This window comes from Variovorax sp. J22G73, from assembly GCF_030317035.1.
In the GTDB taxonomy this organism is placed as follows: Bacteria; Pseudomonadota; Gammaproteobacteria; order Burkholderiales; family Burkholderiaceae_C; genus Variovorax.
Genome location: NZ_JASZYK010000001.1, coordinates 479,038 through 498,944, shown reverse-complemented (window position 1 = coordinate 498,944; position 19,907 = coordinate 479,038). Strand labels below are relative to the sequence as shown.

The window sequence follows — 19,907 nt, the reverse complement described above, 5'->3', positions numbered from 1 at the left end:
AGAGTGTTTTTTTCAATGTCGTACTCCGAGTTCCAGCGCTGCGTTCGTTCCATCGGAGGAGACGAAGGCGAGAACGCCGCTGTTGAAGATGAAGCTGCCCGGGCGGCCGGCGTCGGCCTGCGCCACGCCCGGCACCGGCGTGTCGTAGCTCAGCGTCGCGGCCGCGCCGCCCAGATTGAAACCGTTGCCGCTCACGGTCGCATCGTGGTTCTCGCCCTTGACACTGGCCAGCGCGTAGCTGCCGTCCGCCACGCCCGGCACCAGGCCCTGCTGCAGGCCGAACACGCGCAGCCCTGCGTTGGTGGCCGACTCACGCACCAGGTGCACCGGCACGGCCACGCCGTTGACCATGCCGATCACCATCGAGCCGCTCAGCGTGCCGCCGGTGGTCACGGCGGTGCCCGTGGGCGAGGTGGTGAACACGTCGAACGATGCGCGCACGGTGTTGTAGGCGGCGTAGCCCTTCTCGGTCTGCGTGCAGTTCGCGTCGTACACCATGAAGCCGCCCGACACCGGGTCGCGGCAGTACTGGAAGGTGCCTGCGTTGCGCAGCCGCACCGCCAGCCTCTGCGCGCTGGTGCCGCCCGTGCCCTGCTGCACGCCCACGGCGTTGAAGATGTTGGCGATCGACTTGAAATCGCCCGACACCGGAGCCGCCGAGAAGGTGTTCTGGAACGCCACCAGGGGCGCGAAGCCGCCGCCGCTGGGTGCATTCACGCCGCCCGACAGCACGCCGCCGGCCCCGAAGCTGAACACCGCGCCGCTCTCGGCGCTCGTGTAGCTGCAGTTGCCCTCGGCAATCAGCGTGCCGGTGCGTTGCGTGCCGGCCGCGCGCTGCAGGCTCGCGTCGATGGTCACGGTGTAGGCCATGGTGGCCGGGTCGATCTGCACGCGCAGCTCTTCGCCGAAGCTGTCGCCACCCTTGTAGCTGGTGAGCGACGCGGGCAGGTTCGGGCAGGCCAGCGGGTTGCCGACCTCGGTCACGCAGCTGTAGTTGACGGCCGCGTCCAGGCTGCCGCTGCCGCGGTACTTGGGCCATGCCGGAAAGCGGCACAGCGGGCGCGTGCGGCCGTAGGTGCCGGCCACCGCGTCGACCGCGATGCCGGTGGCCGGCGCGAGCCCGCCTTCGACCCAGCCTTCGAGCGCGGCCAGCGAGTCCCAGTTGGGAATGAAGCTGCCGGTGCCGTGGCCCATGCCGGGCACGGTGTAGAAGCGCATGCCCTTGTCCACCGCGGGCTGGCCCAGCGTGGCGACCACCTGCTTGTAGTAGTCGATGGTCGAGTTGTTGCTGATCACCTCGTCGGCCAGGCCGTGCAGCATGATGAGCCGGCCGCCATGGTCGAAGAACGGCGCCAGGTCGGGGTTGGTGGCGTCGGTGAGGTTCGACACCGCGGTCACGCGCGCGGTGAAGGCGCCCGGGTCGAGCGGGTCGAAGGCGACCGGGTCGAACGCGGCGTCGCGGGTCACGAAGTACTTCACCCACTGCTCGCCGGTGACGTACACGTTGGCGTCCCGCGTGGTGGCCTTGGTGCCGAGGTCGCGCGTGGTGAACGGGCCGGCCACCAGCGTGCCTTCGAGGATGTTGTAGCCGCCCGCGCGCTTCACGCCGTTGGCCAGCGCGTAGTTCGTGAAGTCCAGCGGGTTCTCGATGGCGCGCACGGTGTCCAGCTGCTCCTTCGACAGGCAGGTGGGGCCCGTGTCCAGCCCGCCGGGGCAGGCCAGCGAGGCCAGGATCTTCGTGTTCAGCTGGCGGCAGCTTTCCACGTTGCTCACGATGCGGTCTGCCGCGCCGTCGAGCTTGTCGCAGGCGTCCATGGCGGTCTTCTGCACCAGCAGCGTCTTGGCCAGGCTCAACCAGCCCACGGCGCCGTTGCCGTACAGCGCGCGTCCCACCGCCACGTTCGACAGCCGCGTGCCGGTGTAGTTGAGCGCGGGCTCGTTGGCGATCACGCCGTCGTAGTCCAGCGGCCAGCGCTGGATGTAGCTGAGCGCGTCGCGCCCGCCGGTGGAGGTGCCCAGGAAGTAGGCGTGCTTCGGCTTGACCGCGTAGCGCGCGAACACCAGCGCCTGCGCCACGTCGCGCGTCTTCTTGAGCGACTGGCCGCCGTAGTTGGCCAGCTGCTCGTCGTTGGCCGCGAACCGGCCGTCGGTGATGCTGCCCGACTGGTGGCCCGAGTCGTCGCCGTAGGTGGCGTAGCCCAGCGCCAGCGGCGCGGGCTTGCCGGCGGGGCCGAAGCGGATGACCTCGGTGCCGTCGATGAGCACGCCGTCGAAGCCGCCGCCGCCGAAGTGAATGGTCTTCTGGTTCCACTGCTCGGGCAGGTTCACCGCGAAGTTGATGGACTGCGACGCGGGGTCCACCGGCTGGATGGTGCCGCGCACGCGGCAGTAGTCGCCCAGCGTGTTGCCCACGTCGCCCGCGGCCACGGGCGTGGCGCTGGTGACGGTGGCGCCCTGCGTGGGCAGGCTGATGGCCGAGGCGGGCAGGCTCTTGCCGGCGAGGTCGGCGCAGGACACGACGGGCAGCACCGGCAGCACAGGCGGGGGCGACACGTTGTCCGGCGGATCGTCGGCAGGCGGATTCACGTCGGGGGGCGTGTTGCCGCCCGTGGCTGGCGAGGTCGGCAGGAAGAAGCCGGCACCGCCTCCCCCTCCCCCACCGCCGCCGCCACAGGCGGCAAGGACCAGCGAGACGCCGATGGCGCCAAGAACGACACGAAACCTGGGTGCGGGGCGCTGTATGCGCATGAATTTGTCTCCGGCAGGCAGCCTCGGCGGGCTGCTTTTTTGAATGGGCGGCCGGACGATAGATTCACGAGTGACTTAGGGTCAAATAAAATAACAAGGCACTTCCGATACGAAAAAAATATGAGAGACACATGGACATCCGTGCACTGAGGTACTTCGCCGCCGTCGCCGAAACCGGCCACATGACGCGCGCGGCCGAGCAGCTGGGCATCCAGCAGCCGCCGCTGAGCCAGCAGGTCAAGGCGCTGGAACGCGAGCTGGGCGTGCTGTTGTTTCGCCGGCATCCGCGCGGCGTGGCGCTCACCGACGCGGGCCGCCTGTTCCAGGCCGAGGCGCTGCGCATGCTGCAGGACATGGACGCCATGAAGCAGCGCATGGCGCGCGTGGCCACCGGCCAGTCGGGCACGCTGGCCGTGGGCTTCACCAGCTCGGCCGCGGCGCACCGCTTCATGCCCCAGGCGCTGCGCGCCTTTCGCCGCGACTACCCGTCGGTGGAACTGCAGCTGCGCGAGGACAACGCCGCCGAGCTCACCGAGGCGCTGGCCGCCGGCCGCCTGCATTGCGGCCTGCTGCGCGTGCCGGTGGCGCGGCCCGAGGGGCTGGTGTTCGAGACGCTGCTGCGCGAGCCGGTGTGGGTGGCCATGCCCAGCGACCACCGTTTTGCGCCGGGCAATGGCGCGCGGGGCAAGGCGTCCCGCCCGCTCGCGCTGGCGAAGCTGTGCGAGGAAGGCATCATCCTCGTGCGCCGCCCCGGCGCGCCCGGCCTGTACGCCGACCTGCTCGCGCTGTGCCACGCCAAGGGCCTGCGCCCGCGCGTGGTGGCCGAAGTCGACCGCATGATGACCAACCTGAACCTTGTGGCCGCCGGCGTGGGCCTGTCGGTGGTGCCGGCCTCGATGACCGGCGTGCACGCGCATGCCATCGCCTATGCGCGGCTGGCCGACGGCGGACAGCTCGACGCGCCGCTCACGCTGGTGTCGCGCGCCGAGGAAGACAACCTGCCCGCGCAGCACTTCGCTGCACTGCTGCGCCGGCTTGCGATCGAGAATCCGGGGTCATGAGCCTGTTTCGGCGTCGCCGTTTCATTCAACTCGCCGCACCTGCAGCCACAGCAGCGGCGGCCTGCGCCGTGCCGCTGCTGTTGCGCGCCGCGCCCGCCCTGGGCGCGAACCGCTCGGTGCGGCTGATCGTGGTGTACCCGCCCGGCGGCGTGAGCGACGGCATGGCGCGCGTGCTGGCCGAGCCGCTGGCGCAGGCGCTGGGCGCGCCGGTGCTCATCGAGAACCGGCCCGGCGCCGGCGGCAGCCTGGGCATGGACGCCCTCTCGCGCGCCGCGCCCGACGGCCGCACGCTGGCGTTCTCGGCCATCAGCCCGCTCACGCTGCATCCGCTGCTGGCGCGCGTGCCCTACGACCCGCTGCGCGGCGTGCTGCCCGTGGCCAGCGTGATGCGCACGCCGGTGCTGGTGGTGGGCACGCCGGCGTTCACCGGGCGCGGCTTCGGCGAGCTCATCGCGCAGGCGCGCCAGCATCCGGGCGCGGTGCGCTGGGCCAGCTCGGGCGTGGCCACCATCGGCCACATGGTGCTGGCGCAGGTGCGCATGCAAAGCCGCACCGACATCACCCACATTCCGTACCAGGGCGGCGGGCCGCAGCTCAACGATGCGCTCAGCGGGCAGTTCGAGGTGCTGTCGACCAACGTGGCGGCGCAGCAGCTGCAGTACATCGAGGGCGGGCGCTTCCAGGCCCTGGCCGTGGGCTCGCCCGCGCGCATCGAGGCACTGCCGGCGGTGCCCACGCTGGCCGAGCTGGGCTTCGAGAAGGCCAACCGCGACTCGCTCTTCGGCATCTTCGCGCCGGCCCGCACGCCGGCGGCGGTGGTGCAGCGGCTGAATGCGGAGATCAACCGCGTGTTGCGAAGCGATGCAGTGCTGGAGCGGCTGCGCGGTGCGTACAACCTGCCGGCCGGCGGCAGCACGGACGACTTCGCGCACGAGATCGCCGTCGACCGGCGGCGCAACCGCGAGCTGGTGGCGGGGGACCGGTCGCAGTTCGATTGAGGGGCTGAACAACAGCGGCTGGCGGCTACGCCTCGGCCACCCACAGCCGCGGATAGTCTCGCACGAAGCCGTCTTCGCTCACGCCCAGCGTGGCCGCGTAGTCGAAGCGCTTCGCCTCGTAGGCGTACTCGCCCTCGCCCGTTCGCCGGTAGCGCTGCGACAGCTCGCTGAGCACGCCGCCGCCTTCGATGTCGACCCAGGCCGCCGGCGCGTCAGCAGCCTCGCCCTGTGCCAGGTTGAGGCGGCGCAGCTGCAGCAGGTTGGTGGCGGGCGTGAAGCCCAGGTCGAGGTCCACGCAGTGCGACAGGTCGGGCACGGCCTCGTCGTTGAGCTTCCAGTGGCCGCGCGCATCTCGGGCAATCGACAGGTCGATGGCCGCGTCGCCCAGCCAGCCGCGCACCGTGCCCCATTGCGTGTGCCAGTGCAGGTCGCAGCGCACGCGGTAATGCAGCTGGCCGATGCGCCCGCCCTCCAGGCGGAACACGGCCGCGCCGTCGAGCTGCCAGGCCGAGGCATTGCGTTCGAGACGGCAGGCGTCGTGACCCGGTGCGTCGAGCCTGCGCCAGAGGATGGAGGCGACGGTTTGCATGGCGCGGATGATGGCACCGGCACGCGGCGGTGCGCAAGCAATGACCCGCCGCCTTCGCAGGTGGGAGTCAGGTTCGCGGAACACGATCAGCGCCGAATGACGCCTCCCGAAGACAACCCCGCAACCGCGCAGCCGACCGAGCTTGCGCCGCCGGAGCCGGCACCACGCTGGCTCGGCTGGATCGACCGCGCGGCGATGCCGCTGGCCGTCGTCGTCGCGCTGCTGCTGTTCGCGCAGTGGCCGCTGCGCGACCTGGCCGATTCCGGCAGCGGGCCCACGCAGGCCAACGACCTGGCGCAGTGGCTGTTCGCGCTGTACGTGGCCGTGGCGGTGCGCCATGCCGGGCGCCGCGGCGAGCACCTGGTGGCGCGGCCGGACCTGGCCGAGGACACCGACGGGCGCCATGCGCGGCTGCGCCGCATCGGCGCGGCGTTGTGCGTGCTGCCGTGGGCGCTGTTCCTGGTCGAGACAGCCACCGTGCCGGTGGTGCGCGCGGTGATGGCGCTGGAGCTGTTTCCCGACACCTTCGACCCGGGCTATTTCATGATCAAGGTCGCGCTGCTCCTGCTGGCCGGCCTGCTGGCGGTGCAGGGCATGCTCGACCTGTGGCAGGAACTGCGCCCCGCCGCGCAACCCGAGCCGCCGGAACGCCCCGGGCCGTAGATGGCCTGGACCGGACTCGCCCTGCTCGCGCTGGCCCTGGCGCTGATGATGACCACCGGCTGGCCCACCTACGCCGTGCTGCTGGGCGTGTGCACGCTGGGCGCGCTGGCCGGGCTCGCGCTGGGCGCCTTCGATGTCGCGCTGCTGCAGAACCTGCCGTGGCGCATCGTCGGCCTGCTGGAGCACGACCTGCTGCAGGCGCTGGCGCTCTATGCGCTGGTGGGCGCGCTGCTCAACCGGCTGGCGCTGGCCGGGCACCTGTACCAGGGCCTGCGCAAGCTGCTGGCCCGGGTGGCGCCGCGGGCCGCGCCCGAGCTGGCCGGCATGGTGCTGGGGCTGATGCTGGCGCCCATGAACGGCTCGGTCGGCGCCAGCCTGCTGACGCTGGCGCGCACCGCCGGCACGGGCTGGGCACGCGAAGGCCTGCCCGCGGCGCAACGCACCGCGCTCGTGGCCGTGACCAGCACGCTGGGCGTGATCGTGCCGCCCTCGCTGGTGTTGCTGCTGCTGGGCGATGCCATGCTGCGCGCGCACACCGAGGGCGTGAACATGGCCCGCGCGCTCTCGCTCCCCTCCGCCGGCGCCGCCCAGCGCATCGTCGACACGCAAGACATCCTGCAGGCCGCGCTGGTGCCGGCCGCGGCGCTGCTGCTCGGCTGGCTCGCGGTGGCGTGGTGGGGCGCGCGGCGCAAGCCCCGGCCGCGCGTGCCGGCCGAGGCACGGGAGCCGCTGTCCCGCCAGGAGGGCTGGACGGTGCTGCTGGTGCCCCTGCTGATCGGCGCGTTGCTGGTGCTGGTCACGCTGGGCCGGGTGCGCGCGGTCGAGGGCGCGGCCACCGCCTGCGTGCTGCTGCTGGGCTGGGGCGCGGTGTCGCGCCAGCTCACGCGCCCCGTGCTGTGGCAGGTGCTGGACGACGCCATGGCGCTCACCGGCGCGCTCTACGCGCTGCTGGCGGCGGCCACCACCTTCTCGCTGCTGCTGCGCGGCTTCGGCACCGACGGGCTCGTGGCGCGGCTCATGCTGTCGCTGCAGGGCCATCCGATGCTCGGCCTGGCGGCGGTGCTGGCCGTGTTGCTGGCCTGCGCCTTCGTGCTCGATGCCTTCGAGCTGATCTTCCTGGTCGTGCCCATCGTGATGCCGCCGGTGCTCGCGCAGCTGGGCGACGCGGCCTGGATCGCCACGCTCACGCTGCTGGTGCTGCAGGCCGGCTTCCTGCTACCGCCCTTCGGCTACGCGCTGGTGCTGGCGCGCGGGCAGGTGGCACCGCGCCCGCCGCTGGCCGCCATCGCGCGGGCGCTCGCGCCCTACCTGGGGGTGCTCGCCGGCGTCACGGCGCTGGTGATGGCCGTGCCCGCGACCACGCACTGGCTGCGCGGCGCGCCCACCGCGCTGGCGCCCGACCAGCCGATGAGCGACGAAGCGGTGGACAAGCTGATGCGCGAGATGGCACCGCCGGACGCGGCCGACGGCAACGCGCCGCCCGACGAAAAATAGCCCCGGGGGCGTGCCGCACAATGCGCGCCACATGACCTTCAAGCTCCCCGCGGCGTGTGCGCTGCTCTTGCCTCCAACGTTCGCGCTGCTCCTGTGCGCCTTGCACCTCGACACCGCCCACGCCGCCGCCCTGCAGGACGGCGACATCGTCTTCCACACCTCGCGCTCCGCCCAGAGCGTGGCCGTGCAGCGCGCCACCGGCTCGCGCTACAGCCACATGGGCATCGTGCTGATGCGCGGCGGCAAGCCCTATGTGTTCGAGGCGGTGCAGACCGTGCGCTACACGCCGCTGGCGCAATGGACGGCGCGCGGCAACGGCGGGCACTACGTCGCGAAGCGGCTGCGCAATGCCGACACGCTGCTGACACCCGGCGCCGTCGCGCGCCTGCATGCGAAGACCAGCGACTTCGAAGGCCGCCCCTACGACCTCACCTTCGAGTGGTCGGACGGGCGCATCTACTGCTCCGAGCTGGTGTGGAAGCTCTACCAGCGCGCGCTGGGCGTGCGCATCGGCGAGCTGCAGAAGATCCGCGAGTTCAACCTGGCCGACCCGGCCGTGCGCGCCAAGATGCGCGAGCGCTACGGCGACAAGGTGCCCATGGACGAGCCCGTGATCTCGCCCGTCGCCATGTTCGACTCGCCGCTGCTGAAGACCGTGGAAACACGCTGAAACCAGCGCCCCCGCGCATTCCCCCGCGTGGGCAGAACGGCCCGCGCCGGGAGACAATTGTTTCCGTGAGTTCCCCGACGCCGTCACCCCCCATCCGCCGCATCGCGCACCTCGACATGGACGCCTTCTACGGCTCCGTCGAACTGCTGCGCTACCCGCAGCTCAAGGGCGAGCCGGTGGTCATCGGCGGCGGCCGCCGGCGGGTGGACGAGGCCATTCGCGACCTGCCCGAAGGCGGCACGCTGGCCGACATTCCCGTCGACGCCTTTCCCCGGCTGAAGGACTACACCGGCCGCGGCGTGATCACCACCGCCACCTACCCCGCGCGCCAGTTCGGCGTGGGCTCGGCCATGGGGCTCATGAAGGCGGCCAAGCTGTGTCCGCAGGCCATCATCCTGCCGGTGGACTTCGACGAATACCGGCGCTATTCGCGCGCCTTCAAGCAGGTGATCCTCGAGGTGGCGCCGCTCATGGAAGACCGCGGCGTGGACGAGGTCTACATCGACTTCACCCACGTGCCCGGCGGCCAGCGCGACGGCGGCCGCTCGCTGGCGCGGCTGCTGCAGAAGGCCATCCTCGACGCCACGGGCCTCACCTGCTCCATCGGCGTGGCGCCCAACAAGCTCATTGCCAAGATGGCGAGCGAGTTCGAGAAGCCCAACGGCATCTCGGTGGTGTACGAGCACGACCTGCAAAGCCGCATCTGGCCGCTGCCCTGCCGCAAGGTGAACGGCATCGGCCCCAAGGCCGACGAGAAGCTCAAGCGCTTCGGCATCGAAACCGTGGGCCAGTTGGCGGCGCACGAGCGCGACTGGCTCATCGCCAACTTCGGCAAGGCCACCGGCGCATGGATGCACGAGGTGGCCTGGGGCCGCGACGACCGGCCCGTGGTGACCGAGAGCGAGCCCGTGTCCATGAGCCGCGAGACCACCTTCGAGCGCGACCTGCACGCGGTGCGCGACCGCGCGGAGCTGGGCGCGATCTTCACGCAGCTGTGCGAGAAGGTGGCCGAAGACCTGCGGCGCAAGGGCTATGTGGGCAAGACCATCGGCATCAAGCTGCGTTACGACGACTTCAGGATCGCCACGCGCGACCAGACCATCGACCGCTTCACGGCCGACGCGAAGACGATCCGCCAGACCGGCGGCCAGTGCCTGAAGCGCGTGCCGCTGGAGCGCCCGCTGCGGTTGCTGGGCGTGCGCGTGGGCGCGCTGGCCAAGGCGGACAGCCCGGAGGCGCTGGCACCGGCGGGCGCGCCGCGTGCGGCGTCGCAGGTTCAGGCCACCACGGCTTCGCTGTTCTGATCCGGGCTGACCTGTCACTGCATGTTCAAACGCTGGCTGCGCCGCATCGTCTTCACTCTGCTGGGTTTGGTGGCGCTGCTCGGGCTCTACGTGGCCACGGCCTTCGCATTGGTGCTGTGGCCTGCGAATGCGAAGCCGAGCGCCGAAGCACCCGCCGAAATTCAGGCCTGGGTGCTCAGCAATGGCGTGCACACCGATTACGTGTTCCCCATCCGCTCGGCCACGGTCGACTGGTTGCAGGTGTTCCCGCTGAAGGACTTTCGCGCGCCACCGCCCGATGCCGAGTTCGTCGCCATCGGCTGGGGCGACCGCGAGTTCTACCTGAACACGCCCACCTGGGGCGACCTGACGGCGTCGCGCGCCTTCGGGGCGCTGTCGGGCGGCAACCGGGCGCTGATGCATGTGAGCTACCTGCAACGCGGCCAGTTGGCGCGTGGTGCATACGCCCTGCCGCTGACGCAGGCGCAGTACGCACAACTCGTCGGCTACGTGCGTGCCGCCCTGCCCCAGGGCCAGGCCACGCCCATCGCTGGGGCGCACTACGACAACCAGGACGCCTTCTACGAAGCCAACGGCGGCTACAACCTGTTCGAGACCTGCAACACGTGGACCGGGCGCGGGTTGCGGCAGTCGGGTGTCACGGTCGGCCGATGGACGCCGTTCGATTTCACGGTGACCTGGCACTTGCGCGCTGCTGCGCCTTGAGATTCGTTGGCGTTTTCGGGGTGCGCTTTCAGGGCGCGATCACGATGGCGCGGTTCACCCACAGCGTGCCCAGGTGAACAGGGCGTCGGGTGCTTCCCGCAGCGAAATCAAGGAGGAGGGGCGCAGCCCCGGGGGACATTCGCGGAGGGAAGTACCCGGCGGCCTGTTCACACGCCCTGAACAAACGCCCCAGACACGCTCAAGGCTTCGGCACGCCCGCCGACCAGACCGGCCAATTCGAAACGATGTGGTCCACCACCCGGCTGCCAACAAGCTCGATGTTCTCCACCGTCTCGGCAAACCCGCCCGCCGTCTCGCCCGGCGCAGGGTCCAGGTGCTGCAGCGTGGTTTCCTTCGGGCTGCCCTGGTCGAAGTTGACCGCGCCGCGCAGGCTCATCACGCGGTCGGTGCCGTGGGTGCGCTTGATGACCAGGGTGATGGCGGCGGCTTCCATCTCGGTGATGACGTAGTCGTCCGCGCCGTAGAGCTTGGCGATGTACTGCGCCTGCTTCGACATGCCCGGGCCGTGGAAGAAGGTGTCGCCGGTCATGTGCGTGCCGGTGCCCACGAAGGGGGCGCGGCGCGCGGCGGCGTCGGGGTAGCGCAGGCGGTACTTGCGGGCCGACTCGGAGTCCTTGAGCGGTGTGTTGCCCGAGAGCTTCATGGCCCAGCTGACGAGGTCGGGGTTGAGCCTGAACCGGCGGTATTCCTCGTAGCCCTTGCGCGGCATGAAGGTGGGCTCGCCGGGCTTATTCTCTTCAGGGGCCCAGCGGTGGCCGAGGTCGTAGTCGACCAGCCAAGTGGCCCAGCTCACCTCGCCGATGGTGCCGCGCGAAGGCGGGGTGCCGGCCACGCCGGAGATGACGTAGTAGGCCTGCGAGAAATCGAGCTGCGGGTTCAGCAGGATGGCCTGCATCGACGACGACGAGTTGACCTTGCCCATGCCCAGCACCGCGCCGCACACGCCGTCTGCGTTGCAGTACACGGGCTGCAGCGCGCCGGGCACGGCGATGGGCCTGGCGCCCTTCCAGTAGCGCTCGTACCAGTGCTGGAACTCGCCGGCACGGTCGCCGGTGTTCTGGCCGATTTCGAACATGGCGGCGACGAAGACCTTGACCTTCACCGGCGCGGCCGGCGCGGCCGATGCGGGCGATGCCGCAGGTGCCGAAGCCACCGGCGTGGACGTAGGGGTGGACGTGGACGCGCACGCGGTGAAGAGCAGCGCCGCGGCGGGCACGGCCAGCCAGCGGGCGTTGAAGGCGAAAAACGAGAAAGAAGTCATGGGGGCACTCGATGGCGAAGAAAAAAGAGACGCCGTCACCAGAGCAACAAGCGCGCCCAGCGCACGGCCTGCTCTTGCGGCGTCCTACAACCCTCGATTGTCGGCGCTGGCAAAAGCGGTGTGTCATTCGCTTCATCTCACGCACCCCACCCCATGCCGGCCGCCTCCACCCCACCGTCGAAGCCCACGCCCATCGCCAACGGACTGGTCTACGTGACCCCCGAGATGCCGGGCATCCAGCGCCTGAAGCACGGCGAGCGCTTTCGCTACCGGGACGCCAAGGGGCGCTGGCTGCGCGACGTCGACGAGATCTCGCGCATCCGCATGCTCGCTATTCCGCCGGCCTACACGCAGGTGTGGATCTGCCCGCTGCCCAACGGCCACCTGCAGGCCACGGGCATCGACGCGCGCGGGCGCAAGCAGTACCGCTACCACGCCGACTGGCGCTCGATGAAGGACGAGACCAAGTTCGACCGCCTCGAGGCCTTCGCCCTGGCGCTGCCCCGCATCCGCGCCCGCGTGGCACGCGACCTGAAGCTGCCGCGCGGCCAGAAGACGCCCGGGCGCGACCAGGTGCTGGCGGCGCTGGTGCGCCTGCTGGACACCACGCTCATGCGCGTGGGCAACGAGGAGTACGCGAGCAGCAATGGCTCCTACGGCCTCACCACGCTGCGCAACCGCCATGCGGCGGTGCAGGGCCAGGCGCTGCGGCTGCGCTTCAAGGGCAAGAGCGGCGTGATGCACGAAGCCAGGCTGGACGACCCGCGCGTCGCCAAGGTGGTGCGCCAGTGCCAGCAGCTGCCGGGGCAGGCCCTGTTCCAGTACGCGGACGAAGACGGCGAACCGCACAGCGTGTCGTCCACCGACGTGAACGACTACCTGGCCGAAGCTGCGCGCGGCGAGCGCTTTACCGCGAAAGACTTCCGCACCTGGCACGGCACGGTGCAGGCGCTGGAGCTCACGCGGCTGGCCTGCGAACCGGGACGCACCGCGGCCGACGGCAGCCGCTACACCGCCAAGGACATCCTGGCGGCCGTGGCCAAGCAGCTGGGCAACACGCCGGCGGTCTGCAAGAAGGCCTATGTGCACCCCGCCGTGCTGGCGCTGGGCAGCGCGCTGTCCGATGGCGACGAGGCCACGGGCGCATTGTTCGAGAAGATCGGCGGCAGCAGCCAGGCGCGGCCTTCGCGCGGGCTGCATGCGGCGGAGCGGCGCATGCTGGCCTTTCTGAAGGCGCACCGCCAGGGCCAGGGGCGCGCGCGGCGCGCCGTGACGAAGGTTGCGAAGGTGACGAAGGGCGGCACGAGCAAGCCAGGCCCCCGAGGCACGGGGGCCAGGAAAGCTCAGTTGCCGGTGGCGAGCACCAGGCGCACGCTGCCGCCGTCCAGGGTCACGGCGTAGCCGAGGTCTTCGGCCAGGTTCTGCATCGCCACGGCGTCGATGGCCAGTGCGCGCGGCGCGCGGTGCGCGTCGAGCACCGCGTGCGTGGTGCCGGGCTCGCGCGGCACGGCCTGCAGGCGCAGGGCGTTGGCGCCGTCGGCCTCGATGCGGATCGAACCGGCCTCGGCGGCGGAATCGTGCAGGTAGCCCAAGGCACCGAGGAACAGGTAGCGCAAGGCAGCGGCCGAAGGCCAGCGGTGCTCTTCCTGTTCTTCGCGCTCCTTGTGCTCCTTGTGCTGCTCGTCTTGCGGCTCCTGCGGGTCCAGCGCGGCGTCGGTGTCCAGCGACACGCCGTGCAGGTCGAAGGCAGAGCGCATCAGCATCACGCACTGCGCGACCAGCGCGCTGCGGGTGATGCCGTCGTCGGTGGTGGCCAGCTCCCAGTCGCGCAGCGAGCGGATGGCCTCGACCAGTTCACCCACCTGGTTGTCGATGAGGGCCACGCGCTCTTCGCAGGCGGCGGGGTCGATGGTGGCGGCGGCCACCTGGCGCTTGAGCATCAGCAGCGCCATGCGAATCACCGACACCGGTGCCGCCATGTCGTGCCGGAGGGCGGGCAGCGCCCGGGTGAGCAATTCGTGGCGCACGCCGGCGGCGATCCAGCTGCGCGCGCTGGGAGAAGACTTCATCGCGCGGCGGCCACGGGCGTCGGGTTGAAGGGCACGGTCACGGTCACGGGGTACTTCCTGAAACGAGAGGGGAAATACGAGTATGGTGCCGCCCCCCGGCAAAGGCTGTAGGAGCGAGCCTACGAAGCCCCTTCGGCCCGGGCCGCGAAAGCGGCGCCCTCAAGCGCGCTCGGGCTTGCCGAGGTAGACGCTGACGTCCTTCACCTCGACGCCGGCCGCGGCAATGGCCGAGCGCAGCTGCGCCTCGGTCACGCCCAGCGTCTGGGTCCAGTAGCGCACTTCGTGCAGTTCGTTCACGTTGATGCGGCGCGCATCCTGCGGCCCGCGTTTGCTCAGGTCATCGGCCATGGTGTTTTCCTTTTGTAGAAGGCACCACGATGCGGCGGTCCGCACCCGCGGGGTGGAGGACGCCGGCGCAGCCGCGTGCAGGAGAAGTCCGAGCGGTACCCCGCCCGCCGCGGGCGAGCTCCCGCGCCCTCCTGCGCCCTCCTGCGCCCTCCTGCGCCCTCCTTCGCCCTTTCGTGAGCATCTGCATTTTCCGAAGGGAGGGTTTCGCAATCAGAGAGCCACTGCCCCCGAGGGAGGGCTAGATTCGTCGCCATGAACAACGCCAACGACAAGAGCTACCCCGACATCCGCGATGCCGTGCGCGACCTGTGCGCGCAGTTTCCCGACGCCTACTTCCGCAAGGTCGACGAGGCGCGCGGCTACCCCGCCGAGTTCGTCGACGCGCTCACCAAGGCCGGCTGGATGGCCGCCTTGATTCCGCAAGAGTACGGCGGCTCGGGCCTGGGCCTGACCGAGGCCTCGGTGATCATGGAAGAAATCAACCGCTGCGGCGGCAACTCCGGCGCCTGCCACGGCCAGATGTACAACATGGGCACGCTGCTGCGCCACGGCAGCGAGGCGCAAAAGCGCGAGTACCTGCCCCGCATCGCCAGCGGCGAACTGCGCCTGCAATCGATGGGCGTCACCGAGCCCACCACCGGCACCGACACCACCAAGATCAAGACCACGGCCGTGAAGAAGGGCGACCGCTACGTCGTCAACGGGCAGAAAGTGTGGATCTCGCGCATCCAGCATTCGGACCTGATGATCCTGCTGGCGCGCACCACGCCGCTGGCGGACGTGAAGAAGAAGTCCGAAGGCATGTCGATCTTCATCGTCGACCTGCGCGAGGCCATCGGCAAGGGGCTCACGGTGCAGCCCATTCTCAACATGGTCAACCACGAGACCAACGAGCTGTTCTTCGAGAACCTCGAGATTCCTGCCGAGAACCTCATCGGCGAGGAAGGCCAGGGCTTCAGGTACATCCTCGACGGCCTGAACGCCGAGCGCACGCTGATCGCGGCCGAATGCATCGGCGACGGCTACTGGTTCATCGACCGCGTCACGGCCTACACCAAGGAGCGCGTGGTGTTTGGCCGGCCCATCGGCCAGAACCAGGGCGTGCAGTTTCCGATTGCCGAGGCGTTCATCGAGATCGAGGCGGCCAACCTCATGCGCTACGAGGCCTGCCGGCTGTTCGACGCGCGCCAGCCCTGCGGCGCGCAGGCCAACATGGCGAAGTACCTCGCGGCCAAGGCGAGCTGGGAGGCGGCCAATGCCTGCCTGCAGTTCCACGGCGGCTTCGGCTTTGCGTGCGAATACGACATCGAGCGCAAGTTCCGCGAGACGCGGCTGTACCAGGTGGCGCCGATTTCGACCAACCTCATCCTGAGCTACGTGGCCGAACACATGCTCGGCCTGCCCCGGTCGTTTTGATTCGCCCCCCAGGCTTCGCCAGCCCCCTGCCGGGGGCCACACCTGAGGGCCAGCCAAGCCGGTTCCTCGGTGTTCCACGAAAAGGACCCTTCATGACTTCTTCTGCCACCGACCATCCCAGCAAGACGCTTGCGACCTTCGCCGCCGAACTGCAATTCGCCGACATTCCCGCCCCGGTGCTGCGCCGCGCCGAAGACCTGATGCTCGACTGGCTGGGCTCGGTGCTCGCGGCGCGCACGGCGCGGCCCATCCGCAGCATCGAGCGCTTCGCGCAGGCGATGGGGCCGGCCGAGGGGCCGAGCGAAATACTCACCTCGCGCCGCACCAGTTCGCCGTTGTTCGCGGCCATGGTGAACGCCGCGGCCTCGCACTTCGTGGAGCAGGACGACGTGCACAACGGCTCGGTGTTCCACCCCGCCGCCGTGGTCATCGCGCCCGCGCTGGCCGTGGCGCAGAGCATCGGCGCCAGCGGCGCGCAACTGCTCGCGGCCGTGGTCGCGGGCTACGAGGTCGGCATTCGCGTGGGCGAGTTCCTGGGCCGCTCGCACTACAAGACCTTTCACACGACGGCAACGGCCGGCACGCTGGCCGCGGCCGCTGCGGTGGGCCGGCTGCTGGACCTCACGCCGCAGCAGATGCTGCATGCCTTCGGCTCGGCGGGCACGCAGTCGGCCGGCGTGTGGGAGTTCTTGCGCGACGCGGCCGACTCCAAGCAGCTGCACTGCGCGCACGCGGCCTCCAGCGGCCTGATGTCGGCCTACCTGGCGCAAGACGGATTCACCGGCGCGGCGAAGGTCCTCGAAGGCGCGCAGGGCCTGGGCGTGGGCATGTCGAGCGATGCCGACCCAGCGAAGCTCACCGACGGCCTGGGCACGCGCTGGACGCTGGCCGAAACATCGTTCAAGTACCACGCCTCGTGCCGCCACACCCACCCCGCCGCCGACGCGTTGCTGCAGGTGATGACGCAGCACAGGCTCGCACCCGCCGACGTGTCGCGCGTGACCACGCACGTGCACCAGGGCGCCATCGACGTGCTGGGCCGCGTGACGGTGCCGACCACCGTGCACCAGGGCAAGTTCTCGATGGGCACGGTGCTGGGGTTGATCGCGGTGCACGGCCGCGCGGGCCTGGGCGAGTTCGACCGCGACTTCGTGTCGCCCGAGGTCTCGGCCTTCCGCGAGAAGGTGAGCATGCAGCTCGACGACGAGGTCGACGCCGCCTACCCCGCGCGCTGGATCGGCAAGGTGAGCGTGCAGACCGCCGACGGCCGCACGCTGCACGGCCGCGTCGACGAACCCAAGGGCGACCCGGGCAACAGCCTGAGCCGCGCCGAGATCGAAGACAAGATGCAGCGCCTTGCGCACTACGGCGAGGGCGCCACGGCCGAAGAGGCGAAGGCGCTGTGCGAGCGGGTGTGGCAACTGGAAGCCGCGCCGCGCGTGGGGCGCTGGCTGGGCTGAGCCCTGGGCCTGGTCAGGCCAGATCAGGCGAAATCAGGCAAAGAGTCGCCCCTGCCCAGGCGAGCGCGCATCGAGCCCCGCGCTGCCCACCAGGTCCCAGAAGCCCGCGGGCGAGCTGGACACCACGGGCACGCCGAGCTGCGCTTCCACCTCGCGCACCGCGTCGAGCGTGACCAGTCCACCGCAGGAGATCAGGATGCCGTCGGCGCCGGGTTGCGCCTCGAACACCTTCACGCACAGGTCCACCAGCACCTGCGTGGGCACCTCGCCCACGGCCTGCACATCGGAAATCGACAGGCCTTCGAGCGCGAGCGGTTCGAAGTCGCTCTGCTCCAGGTACTTGCGCAGGTGCACGTTGACCTCGTCGATGTACGCCGTGGCCACTGCCACGCGCCGCACGTTCAGGTGCCGCAGCGCGCCGACGATGGCGTTGCTCATCGTGGTGCAGGGAAGCCCGGTGGCGCGCGCCATCTCGACTTCGAGTTGCCGGTTGAATGCCGCCCCCCGAAAGAAGCTCAGCGAGGTGCCCATGAGCGAGACCGCACTCACACCCTCTTGCTTGAGCGCGACCGCTTTCTCGACCACCGAGTCGATCACGTCGAGGTAACCGCGCGTGGAAATCTCTCCGAGACCCAGGCCTTTTGCCGTGAAGCGGATGCGGTCGCCGTACAGGAGCGGGCCGTCTACCGGCACTGCGCCGGCTGCGGGGGGAACGATGAGGCCTAGAAGCGGTGTGGTCATTTCATTGGCTCCAGATTGGGTTGCTTTGCACGCGTGCTCCTTTTCGGGGCGGGTGAACCGCGGACGTCAGTTCCCCTCGGCCACGATGTGTTGATCAGCAATGATCTTTTTCCACCGCGTGGTTTCAGCAGCCATGTCCTTGCCCAGCTGGGCCGGCGTCGCGTAGGCACGCAGCGTGCCCAGCGTGGCCGCGGCGGTGCCGGCATCCGGCGTGTCGAGCACGGACTTCACCGCGGCCGACAGCTTGTCGACCACGTCGTTGGGTGTGCCCGCAGGCGCAAGCACGAAGATGCGCGGCGCCACGTCGAAGCCAGGCAGCGCGTCGGCCAGCGGCGGCACGCCTTCCACGCCGTCGAGCTTGGCCGTGTTCATCAACGCCAGCGCGCGCAGCTTGCCCGCCTTGGCCTGCGCCATGCCGGCCGTGGCGCTCACCACGCCGATGGGAATCTGGCCCCCGATCACGTCGGGCACGATCTGCGCGGCGCCGCGGTACGGCACGTGCACCACCGTGCTGCCGGTGGCCTGCTTGAGCATTTCGAACCCCAGGTGCTGCACGGTGCCCACGCCCGAGGTGGCGTACGAGTAGCGCGACGGATTGGCCTTGATTTCCTTGACCAGCTCGGCCGGCGTCTTCGCCGGAAAGTCGTTGCCCGTGACGATCATCAGCGGCGACACGAAGGCGCCGGCCACCGGCTTGAAGCTGGTGAGCGGATCGATGCCGATCTTCGGTTGCAGCAGCTTGGCGATCAGCAAGGCGCTGTCGCCCATCATCAGCGTGTAGCCGTCGGCGGGGGCCTTGGCGACGAACTCGGCCGCGATAAGGCCGGTGGCGCCGGTGCGGTTCTCCACCAGCACCTGCTGGCCCAGGGCGGCCGACAGGCGCACGCCGAGCAGGCGCGCCACCGCGTCGACACCGCCGCCGGCCGAATAACCGACCACGAGGCGAATGGGTTTGTCGGGGTACTTCTGGGCCCACGCCGCCGGGGCGGCGAGCGTCGCGAGCGTGGCGGCGCCCGAGGCCAGGGCCAGTGCCATCGCCGTGCGCAGGCCCTGCCGGCGTGGCGGGCGGATTGCTTGTCTGTCTTTCATCATGTCTCCGTTGTGGTCGGGTTCGCCGGCCGTCTGCGCGGCCTGGTCGTGAAGAAAAGTCGTTCGAGAAAAAGAGCTTGCCGCTCAGGCCTTGCCCTTGCCGTGCGAGGTCGGCAGCTTCGCCAGCTCGCGCACGCGTTCGGCATTGGGCACGAAGCCCAGGCCCGGCGTCTCGGGCAGCGTGAGCCAGCCCTGGTCGGGCACCGGCAGGCCGTCGAAGATCTGCTTGAGCATCTGCACCGCCACGTAGTGGTACTCGACCAGCCCGCCGTTCGACACGCCCGCATGCAGGTGCATGTTGTGGAAGGGCCAGGCGCCGCCGTTGTCGATGGGCACGTTGAAGGCCTGCGCCATGCCTGCGATCTTCAGGCACTGCGAATAGCCACCCGAGATGGTCACGTTGGGCTGCAGCACGTCGGCCGCCTGGTTCACCAGCAGGTCGCGAAAGCGGAAGGCCAGGCCCTCGTTCTGGCCACAGGCCAGCGGGATGCGGGTGCGCGCGCGCAGCTGCGCCATCTGGCGCACGTCGTTCTGCGTGAGCGGCTCCTCGAAGAAGGTGATGCCGTAGGGCTCGATGCGCTGCGCCAGCTCGGTGGCGTGGAACAGGTCCAGCCCGCAGTTGGCGTCGACGTACAGCTTCACGTCGGGGCCCACGGCCTCGCGCACGGCGGCCACGCGGCGCACGTCTTCGGCTATGACCTCGTCGAGCGGGCGCGGCTCGTCGCGGCGCGCCAGCGCGTGGTTGCCCACCGTCATCTTCAGGCGCTGGAAACCTTGCGACACCCACAGCCTGGCGGCGGCGGCGAGCTGGTCGCGCTCGAAGAAGCCGAAGCCGAAGGTGGCGTACACCGGCACCTTGGCGCGCGCGCCGCCCAGCAGGCGCCACAGCGGCTGGCCGAGCGCCTTGGCCTTCAGGTCCCACAGGGCGATGTCGAGCGCGGCGATGGTGTGGCTCGCGTAGCCGGTCTGCCCGCGCGGCGACAGCAGCCAGTAGAGCTTGTCCCACAGGCGCTCGGTGGCCATCGGGTCTTCGCCGATGAGCGCGGGGCCGGCCACCTCGCGCACGGCGGCGGCAATGATTTCTTCCTCGGTGATGGCCGTCATGCCATGGCCCACGAGGCCGGTGTCGGTCTCGATCTCGGTCAGGCACAGCGAGAGCGAGGTCTGCTTGTTCAGGCCGACCACGTCGACGGTCACGGGAATGTTCAGCGGCGTGGCGCTGACGCGAACGATCTTCAAGGTTGTCTCCTTTGGTTTGCACGCATCTTTG

At 70.1% G+C, this 19,907-nt stretch carries 18 protein-coding genes; 10 read left to right on the top strand and 8 right to left on the bottom strand.

Annotated elements, in window-relative coordinates; translation table 11 throughout:
• Positions 1 to 12: 12 nt before the first annotated feature.
• On the bottom strand, positions 13 to 2,748 hold the full coding sequence (locus tag QTI51_RS02220; protein ID WP_116908359.1) for a tannase/feruloyl esterase family alpha/beta hydrolase: 2,736 nt from the start codon (positions 2,746 to 2,748) through the stop codon (positions 13 to 15).
• 131 nt (positions 2,749 to 2,879) lie between these two features.
• Here QTI51_RS02220 and QTI51_RS02215 point away from each other — a divergent pair, with 131 nt between their 5' ends.
• The gene (locus QTI51_RS02215; RefSeq protein ID WP_116908360.1) at positions 2,880 to 3,809 is read left to right on the top strand and encodes a LysR substrate-binding domain-containing protein; all 930 of its coding nucleotides are present in this window, start codon (positions 2,880 to 2,882) and stop codon (positions 3,807 to 3,809) included.
• Entirely contained in the window at positions 3,806 to 4,807 is a 1,002-nt protein-coding gene (locus QTI51_RS02210) for a tripartite tricarboxylate transporter substrate binding protein (RefSeq protein ID WP_116908361.1), read from the top strand. The genes QTI51_RS02215 and QTI51_RS02210 overlap by 4 nt, the downstream gene beginning before the upstream one ends.
• 25 nt (positions 4,808 to 4,832) lie before the next feature.
• Here the strand turns inward: QTI51_RS02210 and QTI51_RS02205 are convergent, their stop codons facing one another.
• Complete coding sequence (locus QTI51_RS02205) at positions 4,833 to 5,396, bottom strand: putative glycolipid-binding domain-containing protein (RefSeq protein ID WP_116908362.1); 564 nt, start codon at positions 5,394 to 5,396, stop codon at positions 4,833 to 4,835.
• Positions 5,397 to 5,492: 96 nt separating this feature from the next.
• On the opposite strand from QTI51_RS02205, the gene QTI51_RS02200 reads away from it, so the two are divergent.
• The 5 genes from QTI51_RS02200 (at position 5,493) to QTI51_RS02180 (ending at position 10,232) form a co-directional block, all read left to right on the top strand.
• Positions 5,493 to 6,059, top strand: a complete 567-nt coding sequence (locus tag QTI51_RS02200; RefSeq protein ID WP_116908363.1) for a C4-dicarboxylate ABC transporter substrate-binding protein — start codon at positions 5,493 to 5,495, stop codon at positions 6,057 to 6,059.
• Positions 6,060 to 7,553: a TRAP transporter large permease subunit gene (locus QTI51_RS02195; RefSeq protein WP_286513019.1), complete on the top strand. Its 1,494-nt coding sequence runs from the start codon at positions 6,060 to 6,062 to the stop codon at positions 7,551 to 7,553.
• A gap of 31 nt (positions 7,554 to 7,584) precedes the next feature.
• Complete coding sequence (locus tag QTI51_RS02190) at positions 7,585 to 8,223, top strand: YiiX family permuted papain-like enzyme (protein ID WP_116908365.1); 639 nt, start codon at positions 7,585 to 7,587, stop codon at positions 8,221 to 8,223.
• A gap of 65 nt (positions 8,224 to 8,288) precedes the next feature.
• Positions 8,289 to 9,527: a DNA polymerase Y family protein gene (locus QTI51_RS02185; protein ID WP_116908366.1), complete on the top strand. Its 1,239-nt coding sequence runs from the start codon at positions 8,289 to 8,291 to the stop codon at positions 9,525 to 9,527.
• Positions 9,528 to 9,548: 21 nt separating this feature from the next.
• Positions 9,549 to 10,232 carry a TIGR02117 family protein gene (locus QTI51_RS02180; RefSeq protein ID WP_116908367.1) on the top strand — a complete coding sequence of 228 codons (684 nt, stop codon included), beginning with the start codon at positions 9,549 to 9,551 and terminating at the stop codon, positions 10,230 to 10,232.
• Between the two features lie 199 nt (positions 10,233 to 10,431).
• On the opposite strand, the gene QTI51_RS02175 is transcribed toward QTI51_RS02180, so the two are convergent.
• Entirely contained in the window at positions 10,432 to 11,514 is a 1,083-nt protein-coding gene (locus tag QTI51_RS02175; protein WP_116908368.1) for a purine-nucleoside phosphorylase, read from the bottom strand.
• Between the two features lie 153 nt (positions 11,515 to 11,667).
• Between QTI51_RS02175 and QTI51_RS02170 the strand changes: the two genes are divergently transcribed.
• Positions 11,668 to 12,915: a DNA topoisomerase IB gene (locus tag QTI51_RS02170; RefSeq protein ID WP_116908369.1), complete on the top strand. Its 1,248-nt coding sequence runs from the start codon at positions 11,668 to 11,670 to the stop codon at positions 12,913 to 12,915.
• On the opposite strand, the gene QTI51_RS02165 is transcribed toward QTI51_RS02170, so the two are convergent.
• Positions 12,858 to 13,583: a hypothetical protein gene (locus QTI51_RS02165; RefSeq protein ID WP_116908370.1), complete on the bottom strand. Its 726-nt coding sequence runs from the start codon at positions 13,581 to 13,583 to the stop codon at positions 12,858 to 12,860. The two genes, QTI51_RS02170 and QTI51_RS02165, sit on opposite strands and share 58 nt — an antisense overlap.
• A 159-nt stretch (positions 13,584 to 13,742) precedes the next feature.
• The gene (locus tag QTI51_RS02160; protein ID WP_286513025.1) at positions 13,743 to 13,931 is read right to left on the bottom strand and encodes a DUF3606 domain-containing protein; all 189 of its coding nucleotides are present in this window, start codon (positions 13,929 to 13,931) and stop codon (positions 13,743 to 13,745) included.
• A gap of 252 nt (positions 13,932 to 14,183) precedes the next feature.
• Here QTI51_RS02160 and QTI51_RS02155 point away from each other — a divergent pair, with 252 nt between their 5' ends.
• Entirely contained in the window at positions 14,184 to 15,347 is a 1,164-nt protein-coding gene (locus QTI51_RS02155) for an acyl-CoA dehydrogenase family protein (protein ID WP_116908372.1), read from the top strand.
• A gap of 92 nt (positions 15,348 to 15,439) precedes the next feature.
• Positions 15,440 to 16,807 (top strand): MmgE/PrpD family protein, encoded by a 1,368-nt coding sequence (locus QTI51_RS02150; protein WP_116908373.1) that lies wholly within the window; start codon positions 15,440 to 15,442, stop codon positions 16,805 to 16,807.
• Positions 16,808 to 16,840: 33 nt separating this feature from the next.
• Here QTI51_RS02150 and QTI51_RS02145 read toward each other — a convergent pair whose 3' ends face one another.
• The 3 genes from QTI51_RS02145 to QTI51_RS02135 form a co-directional block, all read right to left on the bottom strand.
• On the bottom strand, positions 16,841 to 17,548 hold the full coding sequence (locus tag QTI51_RS02145) for an arylmalonate decarboxylase (protein ID WP_116908374.1): 708 nt from the start codon (positions 17,546 to 17,548) through the stop codon (positions 16,841 to 16,843).
• A 66-nt stretch (positions 17,549 to 17,614) separates the two neighbouring features.
• Positions 17,615 to 18,637, bottom strand: a complete 1,023-nt coding sequence (locus QTI51_RS02140) for a Bug family tripartite tricarboxylate transporter substrate binding protein (RefSeq protein ID WP_116908570.1) — start codon at positions 18,635 to 18,637, stop codon at positions 17,615 to 17,617.
• Between the two features lie 84 nt (positions 18,638 to 18,721).
• On the bottom strand, positions 18,722 to 19,876 hold the full coding sequence (locus QTI51_RS02135) for a mandelate racemase/muconate lactonizing enzyme family protein (RefSeq protein ID WP_116908375.1): 1,155 nt from the start codon (positions 19,874 to 19,876) through the stop codon (positions 18,722 to 18,724).
• Positions 19,877 to 19,907 lie beyond the last annotated feature (31 nt).

Excerpts from the sequence above, each read along its gene's own strand:
- QTI51_RS02170 (WP_116908369.1), top strand. The coding sequence starts at position 11,668 with ATGCCGGCCGCCTCCACCCCACCGTCGAAGCCCACGCCCATCGCCAAC.
- QTI51_RS02165 (WP_116908370.1), bottom strand. The coding sequence starts at position 13,583 with ATGAAGTCTTCTCCCAGCGCGCGCAGCTGGATCGCCGCCGGCGTGCGC.
- QTI51_RS02220 (WP_116908359.1), bottom strand. The coding sequence starts at position 2,748 with ATGCGCATACAGCGCCCCGCACCCAGGTTTCGTGTCGTTCTTGGCGCC.
- QTI51_RS02210 (WP_116908361.1), top strand. The coding sequence starts at position 3,806 with ATGAGCCTGTTTCGGCGTCGCCGTTTCATTCAACTCGCCGCACCTGCA.
- QTI51_RS02145 (WP_116908374.1), bottom strand. The coding sequence starts at position 17,548 with ATGACCACACCGCTTCTAGGCCTCATCGTTCCCCCCGCAGCCGGCGCA.
- QTI51_RS02200 (WP_116908363.1), top strand. The coding sequence starts at position 5,493 with ATGACGCCTCCCGAAGACAACCCCGCAACCGCGCAGCCGACCGAGCTT.
- QTI51_RS02190 (WP_116908365.1), top strand. The coding sequence starts at position 7,585 with ATGACCTTCAAGCTCCCCGCGGCGTGTGCGCTGCTCTTGCCTCCAACG.
- QTI51_RS02195 (WP_286513019.1), top strand. The coding sequence starts at position 6,060 with ATGGCCTGGACCGGACTCGCCCTGCTCGCGCTGGCCCTGGCGCTGATG.
- QTI51_RS02175 (WP_116908368.1), bottom strand. The coding sequence starts at position 11,514 with ATGACTTCTTTCTCGTTTTTCGCCTTCAACGCCCGCTGGCTGGCCGTG.
- QTI51_RS02140 (WP_116908570.1), bottom strand. The coding sequence starts at position 18,637 with ATGAAAGACAGACAAGCAATCCGCCCGCCACGCCGGCAGGGCCTGCGC.
- QTI51_RS02160 (WP_286513025.1), bottom strand. The coding sequence starts at position 13,931 with ATGGCCGATGACCTGAGCAAACGCGGGCCGCAGGATGCGCGCCGCATC.
- QTI51_RS02180 (WP_116908367.1), top strand. The coding sequence starts at position 9,549 with ATGTTCAAACGCTGGCTGCGCCGCATCGTCTTCACTCTGCTGGGTTTG.
- QTI51_RS02150 (WP_116908373.1), top strand. The coding sequence starts at position 15,440 with ATGACTTCTTCTGCCACCGACCATCCCAGCAAGACGCTTGCGACCTTC.
- QTI51_RS02215 (WP_116908360.1), top strand. The coding sequence starts at position 2,880 with ATGGACATCCGTGCACTGAGGTACTTCGCCGCCGTCGCCGAAACCGGC.
- QTI51_RS02205 (WP_116908362.1), bottom strand. The coding sequence starts at position 5,396 with ATGCAAACCGTCGCCTCCATCCTCTGGCGCAGGCTCGACGCACCGGGT.
- QTI51_RS02155 (WP_116908372.1), top strand. The coding sequence starts at position 14,184 with ATGAACAACGCCAACGACAAGAGCTACCCCGACATCCGCGATGCCGTG.